Origin of the sequence: Acetatifactor aquisgranensis, assembly GCF_943193215.1 — a bacterium.
Lineage (GTDB): Bacteria > Bacillota > Clostridia > Lachnospirales > Lachnospiraceae > Acetatifactor > Acetatifactor aquisgranensis.
Genome location: NZ_CALPDH010000048.1, coordinates 16,588 through 28,605 on the forward strand (window position 1 = coordinate 16,588; position 12,018 = coordinate 28,605).

Genomic DNA, 12,018 nt, shown 5'->3' on the forward strand with positions numbered 1-12,018 from the left:
AAGTTTATCAATACATAGCATATCGGGAAAAGGCAGGAAGCCTGTTAAAAAAATCCCTGCCAATGCAGCGGGACTTCTCACCATGAAGGTAGAAGTTCAATCTCCATATAACAGAATTATGATTTCCTATAACCGTGAAGGTCACAGTGCCTTTGCGGTTTTTCTTTTGTCGTTTTTTATCGGAATGTGCCGCAGGGCTGTTTCTGCTGTTGGTTGTCGTTCGCCGCCCTCTCCATTTGGATTTTTACATTTTCAAAAATTCAGATTGGAGGAAGATACGGTGAAGTATGCACCAAGAAAGGTATATATCAAAGAAAGTGGTAATTATGTAGAACTGTCCTATATGGACTTCTGCCGCCGCAGGCAAGCCGACCAGAGTTACATGGACAAGCTGTTTATCCCCGTGTAGGGCTGTCTGCTTGAAGTCGTGCGAGAACAGTACGCAGATTTCTACAAGGAGAAAGAACGGTGGCGTTATCTGCAAAAACTGGATACGAACCACAAGCTGCTGTCATTGGAGGGATTTACGGACAGTGAGGGAAATGTGCTTGACTTCGTTGTGGATGAAGCGGTGGACGTTGCAGAAACCGTTGTCCATGCGGTGATGGTGGACAGGCTGAAAGCCGCCCTGCCTTTATTGTCGGATGGTGAGCTGGCATTGATACAAGCCATCTTCTTTGAAGAACTTTCCGAGCGGGAAGTCGGATTGCGGTTAGGTATGACGCAGAGTGTTGTCAATAAACGCAAAGCCAAAATCCTTGCAAAGCTGAGGAAGATAATCGAAAACAAAATTTAAGGCGTTCAGCCCCTTTGTTTTTTCCTTTGGGAAAATGAGGGGGCTTTTGTCTGCCCTCTCAATCAATTCTGATTGGAGGAAATAAGGATGGCATACAACCACGGACGGGAGGACAGGAAATGGCGCATCTGGAAAGAAGCCGAGGAAAAGGTTCTGCGTGAGTGCGGCGTTGATGAAGCGACCATTGAGCAAATCCGCACAGACGACAGGGCAGATTTTAATTCCAACAGGCGGTTTTACCGATGGGCGAGCGACTTTGGCGAATACCTTGAGGGTATGGCAGACAGGGAGAAACAGGCGGAGGTAAAGTCTGTTTCTGATTTACTGGATGAGATTGAGAACGAAACCCTGTACCTTGCCTTAATCACGGTGGACAGGCGCACGTTACAAATCGTCCTGCTGAAAATGCAGGGATATTCCACAAAGGAGATTGCCCCGCTTGTGCATTTAACGGCAGGGGCTATTTATGCGAGGTTAAACCATCTGCGGAAGAAGCTGCGGAAAATTTTATAAGTGTCTAATACATCCTGCTTTCCTATGGGCTATCGGGTGAGGGGCAATCCTCTCATTCAATTCTTTTCGGGAGGAAAGCAGGATGGCATATAGGGATAAGACATACACGCTTCGGGAGGAATCCAAGGAAAGCGGCAAAAGGTATTTTATCAGCTTTAAGGACGGGCAGAGGGTACACCACGAGATAGAAGTGTCCGAGGAACTCTTTCTTGAATTTCGGCAGATGGAACGCAGGAACAGGAACCTTCAGCAATGGAACCAGCGGCACAGGGAGTTTAACGAGGTATGGGATGAAACGCTTTACAGACGGGCGTTGCGAGTGCCTAAGACGCTTGATGAAAGCATGATTGAGAAAGAACGGAATGAACTGTTTTACAAATCGGTTGCCCGACTGCCAGAGATACAAAGGCGGCGTTTCCTGCTCTATTACGAGTATGATTTTAATTTTTACCAGATTGGCGAGATGGAGCATTGCACCGCTTCCGCTGTCCAGAAGTCTGTTTCGGTTGCAAAGGAGAAAGTCAAGGCAGAAATGAGGAAGTATCTTCAACCTTGACTGTTACCGCCCGAAAAAGGAATCCGCTTATTATCGGCGTGGGGATGGCGGCATTACATACTCTCACTCTTTTTCGTGGGAGTAAATCTAATTTAAGGAGGTCACACCTATGCGCAACAAAACCAAAGACACCACCCGAAAGGAGGAATTCTATGCAGAAGCTTCAGACAGTCAACGCCGACACGCTTCTTTATGAGCCGCTTGAGAAGCCGTCCTTTGTGGTGGACGGTCTGATCCCCACGGGCTTAATCCTGTTCTGCGGCTCACAGAAAATCGGCAAGAGTTGGCTCATGTTAAAGCTCTGCCTATGCGTGTCGCAGGGAATCCCCTTATGGGATATGCACACACAGGAGGGCGACGTGCTTTACCTCTGTTTGGAGGACACGTTCTGCCGCATACAGGACAGGCTGTTCCATTTGACGGACGAAGCGAGCGGGCGGCTTCACTTTGCGGTGGCAAGCGATAAGCTCTCAGACGGTCTTATCGTGCAGTTGGAGGACTATTTGAAAGAATACCCCGACAGCAGGCTCATTGTCATTGACACCTTACAGAAAGTCCGTACCGCATCCAAAGACAACGCCTATGCAAGCGACTACGGGGACATCTCCCTTATCAAAGACTTTGCCGACAGGCACGCTATAGCGGTCATTGTCGTACACCATATCCGAAAGCAGAATGACAGCGACGTGTTCAACAAAGTGTCTGGCACGACGGGATTGACGGGGAGTGCAGACGCAACCTTTGTTCTGGAACAGGAAAGCCGTGCGTCCAATGCCGCAAAGTTATATGTGACGGGCAGGGATACGCCCTATCAGGAGTTTACGCTCCGTTTCCGTGATTGCAGTTGGGAGTTGGTGGAGCGGAAAGAGCAGGAACAGCTTGCCAAAGAAGCGATACCAGACGTTCTTTTTCGGTTGGTGTATTTCATGCAAGACAAGGGGGAATGGACTGGCACGGCAACAGAACTTCTGGAAGCGATGGGGGAAACGGGAACGCCGCCCAACATCATGACGAAACGGCTCAACGAATACCGTGCCGGTTTCCTCAGTGAAAACAATATCTGTTACAGCTACCACAGGAAGAAAGGGGGCAGGGAGATTTCCCTCACAAGGCAGTCGGGTGACGGTGGTGACGGTGATGACGGTTAGATTGGGATACCCCCTGCCACTGTCACCGTCATAGCGGATGTATGTAAAATCGGCGGTTCTGCCCTGCGGGTGACAGCGGTGACGGTGATGACGGCAATATTGGGATACCCCCGTCGCTGTCATCCCTGCGGGAGAACACCCCATAAACGCAAAATGCAGGCGTGGGCATTACTTGCCCTTTTCGGCTCGTAAAGCCACCCCTGCGGTCAGAAAAATCCCCCGATTTTTCCGACTGCGTTTACAGGGTGTAACACACTACACTTTGCCCTGCAAAGTCGTGTGCCAGACGTTCCCTCTGGACTCCCTGAAAGCAGGGCTTGCGCCCTGCCCATCCTCTGCCTTACGGCTTCGGATGGAAGAATGTGCGGTGACAGTCGGCGGTTCCCGTGGGGGTATCCCAAAAACACCGTCATCACCGTCACCCACCGTCACCCTTTGGAAGATTACCCGCCGAAAGAAAGGAGAAATCATATCATGCCCTATGCAATCCTGCGTTTCCAAAAACGCAAAGCAGGAGGCGTTGCGGCTTGTGAACGCCACAACGAGCGGAAGAAAGAAGCCTATAAAAGCAACCCAGATATTGATATGGGACGCTCCAAAAACAATTACCATCTCATAGCACCGCCAAAATACACCTACAAAAAAGAGATAAACCAAATGGTAAAAGAAGCGGGCTGTAAGGTAAGGAAAGACAGCGTGATGATGGTGGAAACGCTCATCACCGCTTCGCCCGAATTTATGAACCAGTTACCGCCCGAAGAACAAAAAGCCTATTTCCAGACGGCTCTTGACTTCATTTCGGAGCATGTGGGAGAGAAAAATATCCTTTCCGCAGTCGTCCACATGGACGAGAGGACGCCCCATATGCACCTATGCTTTGTGCCGCTTACGCCAGACAACAAGCTTTCAGCGAAGTCTATTTTAGGCAACCAGAAATCCTTATCCGAATGGCAGACCGCCTACCATGAGCGGATGTCCGCACGGTGGAATCAGCTTGAACGGGGGCAGTCCTCAATGGAAACGAAGCGGAAGCACATCCCCACATGGCTCTACAAGTTAGGCGGCAGACTGGATAAACAGTATGAAGAAATCGTGTCTGCCCTCTCCGACATCAACGCCTTTAACGCAGGGAAGAAAAGAGATAAGGCGTTAGAATTACTCTCCGCATGGCTCCCAGACGTGGAGAAATTTTCAAAAGAAATCGGGAAACAGCAGGCGTATATCGACAGCTTGAAAGAAAGAATCGGGCAGGAATCCGACTATGCGGGGCGTATGCGTGATGAAAAGTACGAACAGGAATTAAAGGCACAGAAAGCCAACCAGAGGATATTTGAGTTGCAGAGAACCAATCAGCAGATGGAAAGGTTATTGAAAAAAATACCGCCAGAAGTATTGGGAGAATTGCAGAAAAGCAACAGGAATAGAGCGAAAGAAAGGTAGGAATGTGAATGAAGAAACAGGATTTTAAGGTATTAAAGACCGCAGATTTATACCCGTTTCCCGACAACTCGTTTCATGTGGTGGAGGATGAAATGCTGTCAGAGTTAGCGGTAAGTATTAAAGAGTTTGGAATTGTAACGCCAATCATCACACGCCCCAAAGAGGACGGGGACGGCTATGAAATCATTGCAGGACAGCGGCGTGTCCGTGCTTCGGAGCTTGCAGGGATAAACACAATCCCCGCTTTTGTCCTGCCCTTAGACCGTGACCGAGCCATCATCACCCTTGTAGACAGTAATTTACAGCGTGAAAATATCCCGCCGAGTGAGCGGGCATTCGCCTACAAGATGAAATCCGAAGCCATGAAGCGGCAGGGCTTCCGCACAGACTTAACCTCGTCACAAGTTGGGACGAAGTTGCGGACAGACGATAAGGTGGCGCAGGGCTTCGGCGTTGGCAGGATGACCGTGCAGAGATTTATCCGATTGACGGAACTGATACCGCCGATTTTGCAGATGGTGGACGAGGGGAGAATCGCCCTCACGCCTGCGGTGGAGCTGTCCTTTTTGAAGAAAAATGAGCAGGAAAATCTATTCGCCACGATGGAAAGTGAAGAAGCAACGCCCTCACTCTCACAGGCACAACGTATGAAAAGCCTTAGCCAGAGCGGGCGGCTTGACATGGATATGATATTTTCCATTATGACCGAGGAAAAGGGAAACCAGAAAGAAACTTTGAAAATCAACACAAGCAAGCTGAAAAAATATTTTCCGAAGAACACAACGCCGAAGCAGATGGAGGACACCATCATCAAACTGTTAGAGCGTGAGTTGCAGAGGAAACGGGGCAGGGACAGCCGCTAATCTTTCTTTTCGGGAGGTAAATATAAGACGCTGGAAGAAAAAAGACAGCCAGATAAGACAGAAAGTTGAGGTAGAAAATGAAAGAAATCCAGTATGAGATTGTAAAGGAAGTCGCTGTATTGTCGGCAAGTGACAGCGGCTATACAAAGGAAATCAACTTGATTTCATGGAACGGGAACGAGCCGAAGTATGACATCCGCAGCTTTTCCCCGAACCGTGAGAAGTGCGGAAAGGGAATCACGTTGACCGCTGATGAAGCGGCGGCTCTCCTTAAAGCATTGCAGAAAGAATTGAACAGCAGGGATTGATTGTGTCTGGTAGGCAGGGCGGGGACGTTTCCAGACGCTCCCCTGCCCTGTCTGGAAAGGAAGATTTGAATATGGGTGAGGATAAGACAGCAAGCAAAAAGAGAAAGCGCATTGTAGCAAGACAGCCAGTGCAGATGATTGTCAGCCGTGAATATGTCGGCACACAGACCATTGCCGAAGCGTTTATCCCGATTATCTCCGAGGACATCCGAAAGAGCATTACGGGAAATGACACCTTCGACAATGAAGATATATCCGCTTAGAATGTACGCAACGGAACATGAAAACAGTTAGGACAGATACGGAGGTTTTACAGTATGGCAGGAATCAAAGAAGAAAAGAAAATCTATTCAGTCGGTATTTACTGCCGCTTATCAAAGGACGATGGAACGGATAACGAGAGTGCGAGCATTGCCACACAGAAATCCATCCTCACGGATTATGTGAAGAAACAGGGCTGGCATTTGGCAAAAACGTATGTGGACGACGGGTACTCTGGTACGAATTTCCAAAGACCGAGTTTCCAGAACATGATTAAGGACATTGAAAACGGACAGATAAACTGCGTGATTACGAAAGATTTATCACGTTTAGGGAGGAATTACCTTGACTGCGGCTTATATCTGGAAGTCTTTTTCCCAGAGCATAATGTGAGGTATATAGCGGTCAATGACGGCGTGGATACCTTGAATAAATCGGCGATGGACATCACCCCATTCCGCAATATCCTAAACGAAATGTATTCTGCCGATGTGTCGGTCAAGATAAAATCGGCGTACCGAGCGAGGTTTCAGCAGGGGAAATTCATGGGGACGTATGCACCCTATGGATATATCAAAGACCCTGCCGACCACAACCATCTGCTGATTGACGATAAGGTGGCGCACATTGTAAGAGAGATATTTGACCTTGCATTGGCAGGAAACGGACTTGGAAAAATCCGTAAGCACATCAATAAACAGCACGTCTTACGCCCTGCCGCTTATGCGGCGGAGCAGGGGGCGGCAGGCTACGAAAGATACTTTGAGGACAATGAAGAAAACCGCTATATCTGGAGCGAGAACAGCGTGAGGGGCATTTTAAGAAGCCCGATATATGCGGGAAACCTTGCAGGCTACAAGCGGATTGCCGCCAATATGAAAAGCAAGAAAAGACCGTCCAAGTTGCCAGAAGAATGGGAAGTGATACCCAATACCCATGAGGGGATAGTCACGCAGGAGGAATTTGATACTGTCCAACAGCTTATTACAAGCCGCAGACTTCCAGAGAACAAGGGAGGTTTTGAGAATATCTTTGCAGGCGTTATCAAGTGTGCGGACTGCGGCTATGCTCTGCGGGCTATGAGCGCGAACAGGAGAAAACGCCCCGACATTATCGACTGCGTACAATACACCTGTAATAATTATGGCAGATACGGAAACGTCATGTGTACCGCACACGCCATTGAAGCGAGGGATTTATCCAACGCCGTCCTTGCCGACATCAACCGTTTTGCGAATATGGCGGTGAATGACGAGCGGGCGGTGAGGGCGATTGAGAAGCGGCTCACGGAAACAGACCAGAGCAAAGCAAAGGCAATGGAGAAAGAACAAAAGAAGCTGAACAAACGCCTTGCGGAGCTTGACAGGCTGTTTTCCTCTCTCTATGAGGATAAGGTCATGGAGCGTATCACCGAGCGGAATTTTGAGATGATGTCGGGAAAATACCAGAAAGAACAGCTTGAAACCGAAACACGGTTGAGGGAAGTAACGGAAACTCTTAACGAAAGCTATGAGAAATCGCAGGGAATCCGTGACTTCCTCTCCCTTATCCGCAACTATCAAGGCTTAAAGGAACTGGATGCAACAGTGGTAAATGCACTGATAGACAAGATACTTGTTTCGGAGCGTGAGAAGTCAGCGGACGGAACAGTAAAGCAGGAAATCAATATTTATTATAAATTCATCGGCTTTGTCGGTGAATTACATATCACACCCACGAAGCGGTGGACAGCGTTAAAGCCTAAGAATTGTACAGTGTGCGGTGTTGAATACGTCCCCCGCTCCGCAATATCGAAGTATTGTCCAGAGTGCAGGGGAAAGATAAGAAAGGCTGAAGGGACAGAAACGAAACGCAGGAGCAGGGAACGAAGCAGACAGGCATGTATTGAACTGTCCGCAAAAAATGACCGACTGATCTGGCACAGCGAAAAGGGCGGATCGAGCGCCAGGGCAACCAGAACCCGCTGGTCCATGTTTACCGCTATGTGACCGAAGGGACCTTCGACGCATACCTCTGGCAGACGGTGGAGAACAAGCAGAAATTCATCTCCCAGATCATGACCTCAAAATCACCGGTCCGCAGCTGTGACGATGTGGACGAAACCGCCCTGTCCTTTGCGGAGATCAAGGCCCTGTGCGCCGGGGACCCCCGCATCAAGGAGCGTATGGATTTGGATGTGGAGGTATCCCGCTTAAAGCTGATGAAGGCCGACCACCAGAGCAAGCAGTACCGGCTGGAAGATCAGCTGTTAAAGCACTTCCCGGAGGAGATCGAGAAACACAAAGGCTTTATCCAGGGCTTGGAAACAGATATGGAAACCCTGGCGGCACACCCCCACCCGACAGACGGATTTACCGGCATGGAAGTCCGGGGCGATACGCTCACCGACAAAGAGAACGCCGGAGCCGCCCTTCTGGACGCCTGCAAGGAGGTTAAAGGCTCCGAGCCGGTGCAGGTCGGCAGCTACCGGGGATTTGCTATGTTTGTAACCTTTGACGCTTTTCAGAAGGAATATATGCTCCAACTGAAAGGCCGCATGACCCACCGTACCGCCCTGGGCGCGGACCCGCGCGGCAACCTGACCCGGATTGACAACGCGCTTTCCCAGATGCCCCAGCGGTTGGAAAGCGTCAAAGTCCAGCTGGATAACCTTTACCAGCAGCAGGCCGCCGCGAAGGAGGAAGTGGGCAAAGCCTTCCCCTATGAGGAGGAATTGCGGGTCAAGAACGCCCGTCTGGTGGAGCTGGATATGGAGCTGAACATGGACAGCAAGGGGCAGTCCCGTCCAGAAGCGGCGATTGCCAAGCGCGAAAGGCCCTCGGTGCTGGAAGGGCTGAAACGCCCCATCCCGCCCCGCAGCATGGAAAAGAAACCCAAACAACAGGAACAGGAGGCAAGATAATATGAACAGCAACGAAAAGAATACGGCCCTTTATGAGAAGATGGCCGCTGAACAGGATACCTTCCGGGATTGGCTGAAAAGCCAGTCCCCGGAGGAGGTCCTAAACCATGCCTATGAGTACACCGTCCGGGAGGACATTGTGATGGCGATGGAGGAACTGGAACTTTCCGATAAGCAGGCCCAGGCGCTGCTGGATTCCCCCTCCCCGCTGGCTGATGTGTACCGCCATTTTGAAAAGCTGGAAACCGGCTATATGGATGTGATACGGGAAAGCATTGAGGAACGGGCGAATGAGATGCACAGGGCCAAAGAAGAACAGAGAGCCGCCCCGGTCTATCCCCACTCCGTCGCCTATGCGTCCGAGCATGGGGAGATGGCACAGTACCGCGCCTCCCTGCAAGTCAGTCTTGCCTGCAAAGAAGCCACCCGGCAGGCCATCAGCGCCCACTATGGGGATAACCGTCTGAATACCGAGGCCGCTGTCAAAGAGGTGCTGGAACAGTTCGGGCCGGAGCGTATGCAGGTTATCCTTGCCAATACGGTGCTGAAAAAGGAGCATGACGGGCGTATCTCCCGCGATAACAAAGCCTGGGCGAAAACAATCCCCATGCCGGAGGATGGCGGCGATCCCCGCCACAGCTATGCCCTGGTGGTGGATAAGGTCAACCCCGGCCTGACCGACCTGTTCTTGAAGCAGGCGCGGAAAGTCCTTCAAGCCCCGGAGAAAGGCTCCGTCCTGGAAAAACTCAAACAGGAGCCGCCGGAACGCAGACCCGCCGCCCCTAAGAAACGGGAACCGGAACGATGAGCGCGGCAAAGCGGAAACGGGAGGTACAGGTGAATTTCCGGGTTTCCCCGGAGGAGCTGGCCCTGATTGAGCAGAAAATGTCCCAGCTTGGAACCGTCAACCGGGAAGCCTACCTGCGGAAAATGGCGCTGGACGGGTATGTGGTAAAGCTGGATTTGCCGGAACTGAAGGAGCTGGTGTCCCTGATGCGCTATTCCAGCAACAACTTAAACCAGCTGACCCGTAAAGTGCATGGAACCGGGCGGGTTTATGACGCTGACCTGGAGGATATATCCCAGCGGCAGGAACAGCTTTGGGAGGGTGTGCAGAAGATACTGGCCCAGCTTTCCAAGCTCTCCTGACCGGATAGTTTGCTCCATCTGCGGAGGGAGGAACGGCGTTCTTCGCCGCGCCTTCCTCCGCTTTTTCTTTTTGACGGTAAACTTGCCGGATGTGCCGGAATCATGGATAATAGCGGCAGAACAGGGTTTTACGAAAGGAGTGGACTGCTATGATGTCATTTGAACAGGTGATAGACATTTTTGGGGACTATCTGGCATTGGATACAGAAATGGAAGTCTGCAAAAGCCGGTATGGGTATATCCGGGTGGAGTTTCATGGGACAGGGGAATTACCCGGCTATTGCAGCGGCATGGTCTGCCATACCCCAAAGGAGCTTTTTGACCTTCTGCTTTCCGATTATGAAAGCTAGCTGGAAATCCAGCGGACAAAGGGACTCAGGAATGTGACGGAGGAAGATAAAAACGAAATTGCCGCACTGTGCCAATCCCGTTTGGAGAGGTGGGAAAAAGGAAACGCCAGATAGCTTTGGCGATTTACTTTCGGCATGAAATAGGATATACTGATAAAGGTCATAGCGCAGACAGTCCCGCAAACGGGCGGGTCTTTTCATAGAGGAGTGGATGTATGGAAAATGCCAGACACCGTCTGTTAAATTGGCGTGGTCACATTATTTCAAGTTTTTTACAATCTCTGATGAGAGAAAGCGCAGCTTTTATGAAAAAGACAGCAAGATTTTTGGGGCATTTGTTTTTTTGTGATTGCGTGGTATAATGTCCATAGGCAAGGAGGGAGCAAAATTGAATCACGATTTGCAAATCAATCAAAATGCGGAACAGACCTATCATTCTATCCGCAATTCGATTGTTTCCGCGCAACACCGTTTAAGCGCGGCGGTAAATTCCACAATGGTAATCACCTACTGGGAAATAGGAGAACAAATCTATAAAGCGTGTGGAGAAAATGACCGGGCCGAGTATGGAAAAAAACTTCTGGATTATTTATCTGAACAGCTGACTGTTGAGTTTGGAAAGGGTTTTACCGTCCGTAATCTTCGGGCAATGCGCCAGTTTTATTGCTTGTTTCCGATTCGGCACACACTGTGTGCCGAATTGAGCTGGTCCCATTATCGGCTTTTAATGCGTGTCCAGGATGAACAGGCAAGGACTTTTTATGCAGAAGAATGTGCAAAATCTGCGTGGAGTGTCCGGCAGCTGGAACGGCAGATTAACACCATGTACTACCAGCGCATTTTAGCAAGTCAGGATAAATCGCTTGTGGCAAAAGAAATCCAGACTACCGAGCCAAAACCGGAATATGAAAAAATAATCAAGGACCCTTATGTAATGGAATTTTTGCAGATTCAGCCGGACACTCATGTGTATGAGGGCGAACTGGAGCAAGCCCTGATTGACCATCTTCAGCACTTCCTTTTAGAGCTTGGACGCGGCTTTTCATTTGTGGCGCGCCAAAAACGGTTTACACTGGATGGGCAGGACTTTTTCATCGACCTGGTTTTTTATAATTATATTCTGAAATGCTTTGTCCTCATAGATTTGAAAATGGGCAAGCTGACCCATCAGGATTTGGGCCAGATGCAGATGTATGTGAATTATTACACTCGTGAGATGATGAATGACGGTGATACGCCGCCGATTGGCATTGTCCTTTGCGCGGACAAAGGAGATTCCATTGTAAAATACACGCTGCCGGAAGATAACCGCCAGATATTCGCGTCGAAGTATTTTACTTATCTGCCATCCGAAGAAGAACTGAAACGGGAGCTGAACTTGGACAGCTTTTATAAGATGGAAGAATAAATATGGGAACCAGTAATAAAGTCTGCCCCGTCTGCGGCAGAAAAATGAAACAGCAGTTTATCGGCTTACAGCATTGTAAATGCGGGATGAGCTGGAAAAAGGACATCGGATTTTTTGAGCGCACCAGCGATATGATTTTTGCGTTAGAACGCCGGGCCATTGGAAAAAAGGTCAGACAGATTCCGGTCATCCGATACAAAAATGGTGAATAAAAGAAACAAGCGGTCTGCGTATGCAGGCCGTTTTGTTACTTTATAGGAAATTGCGTCTTTTGGAGTGACAAAAAGAAACATACGTTTTGCGAACATATGTTTGACAAAAAAT

The 12,018-nt window shown here is 49.6% G+C and carries 14 protein-coding genes and 2 pseudogenes; all 16 read left to right on the forward strand.

Annotated features, from left to right (window positions below; translation table 11 throughout):
* Nucleotides 1-82: 82 nt before the first annotated feature.
* The 16 genes and pseudogenes from NFS35_RS30105 (at nucleotide 83) to NFS35_RS26135 (ending at nucleotide 11,906) form a co-directional block, all read left to right on the forward strand.
* Complete coding sequence (locus tag NFS35_RS30105; protein ID WP_456298463.1) at nucleotides 83-409, forward strand: hypothetical protein; 327 nt, start codon at nucleotides 83-85, stop codon at nucleotides 407-409.
* Between the two features lie 18 nt (nucleotides 410-427).
* Entirely contained in the window at nucleotides 428-796 is a 369-nt protein-coding gene (locus NFS35_RS26065) for a sigma-70 family RNA polymerase sigma factor (RefSeq protein ID WP_456298464.1), read from the forward strand.
* Between the two features lie 87 nt (nucleotides 797-883).
* On the forward strand, nucleotides 884-1,309 hold the full coding sequence (locus tag NFS35_RS26070) for an RNA polymerase sigma factor (protein ID WP_251209924.1): 426 nt from the start codon (nucleotides 884-886) through the stop codon (nucleotides 1,307-1,309).
* A gap of 82 nt (nucleotides 1,310-1,391) precedes the next feature.
* Nucleotides 1,392-1,865, forward strand: coding sequence for an RNA polymerase sigma factor (locus tag NFS35_RS26075; RefSeq protein WP_251209925.1), 474 nt, complete (start codon nucleotides 1,392-1,394; stop codon nucleotides 1,863-1,865).
* Between the two features lie 152 nt (nucleotides 1,866-2,017).
* On the forward strand, nucleotides 2,018-3,013 hold the full coding sequence (locus NFS35_RS26080; protein WP_251209926.1) for an AAA family ATPase: 996 nt from the start codon (nucleotides 2,018-2,020) through the stop codon (nucleotides 3,011-3,013).
* A gap of 474 nt (nucleotides 3,014-3,487) precedes the next feature.
* Entirely contained in the window at nucleotides 3,488-4,453 is a 966-nt protein-coding gene (gene mobV / locus NFS35_RS26085; RefSeq protein WP_251209934.1) for a MobV family relaxase, read from the forward strand.
* A gap of 8 nt (nucleotides 4,454-4,461) precedes the next feature.
* A complete protein-coding gene (locus NFS35_RS26090; protein WP_251209927.1) occupies nucleotides 4,462-5,316 on the forward strand; it encodes a ParB/RepB/Spo0J family partition protein in 855 nt (284 codons plus the stop codon).
* 77 nt (nucleotides 5,317-5,393) lie between these two features.
* Entirely contained in the window at nucleotides 5,394-5,624 is a 231-nt protein-coding gene (locus tag NFS35_RS26095; protein ID WP_251209928.1) for a YdbC family protein, read from the forward strand.
* Between the two features lie 2 nt (nucleotides 5,625-5,626).
* On the forward strand, nucleotides 5,627-5,887 hold the full coding sequence (locus NFS35_RS26100; protein ID WP_251209929.1) for a stage II sporulation protein R: 261 nt from the start codon (nucleotides 5,627-5,629) through the stop codon (nucleotides 5,885-5,887).
* 54 nt (nucleotides 5,888-5,941) lie between these two features.
* Nucleotides 5,942-7,873, forward strand: a complete 1,932-nt coding sequence (locus NFS35_RS26105) for a recombinase family protein (RefSeq protein ID WP_251209930.1) — start codon at nucleotides 5,942-5,944, stop codon at nucleotides 7,871-7,873.
* A pseudogene (locus NFS35_RS26110) lies at nucleotides 7,792-8,787 on the forward strand (SNF2-related protein); the annotation flags it as partial. The gene NFS35_RS26105 and the pseudogene NFS35_RS26110, both read left to right, overlap by 82 nt.
* A gap of 1 nt (nucleotide 8,788) precedes the next feature.
* Nucleotides 8,789-9,595, forward strand: coding sequence for a DUF3848 domain-containing protein (locus NFS35_RS26115; protein WP_251209931.1), 807 nt, complete (start codon nucleotides 8,789-8,791; stop codon nucleotides 9,593-9,595).
* Nucleotides 9,592-9,936: a plasmid mobilization protein gene (locus NFS35_RS26120; protein WP_251209932.1), complete on the forward strand. Its 345-nt coding sequence runs from the start codon at nucleotides 9,592-9,594 to the stop codon at nucleotides 9,934-9,936. Before NFS35_RS26115 ends, NFS35_RS26120 begins: the two co-directional genes overlap by 4 nt.
* A 149-nt stretch (nucleotides 9,937-10,085) precedes the next feature.
* Nucleotides 10,086-10,400: pseudogene (locus NFS35_RS29810) on the forward strand (hypothetical protein).
* A 274-nt stretch (nucleotides 10,401-10,674) separates the two neighbouring features.
* Nucleotides 10,675-11,694 (forward strand): PDDEXK nuclease domain-containing protein, encoded by a 1,020-nt coding sequence (locus tag NFS35_RS26130; protein ID WP_004054162.1) that lies wholly within the window; start codon nucleotides 10,675-10,677, stop codon nucleotides 11,692-11,694.
* A gap of 2 nt (nucleotides 11,695-11,696) precedes the next feature.
* A complete protein-coding gene (locus tag NFS35_RS26135) occupies nucleotides 11,697-11,906 on the forward strand; it encodes a hypothetical protein (protein ID WP_251209933.1) in 210 nt (69 codons plus the stop codon).
* Nucleotides 11,907-12,018: the final 112 nt, after the last annotated feature.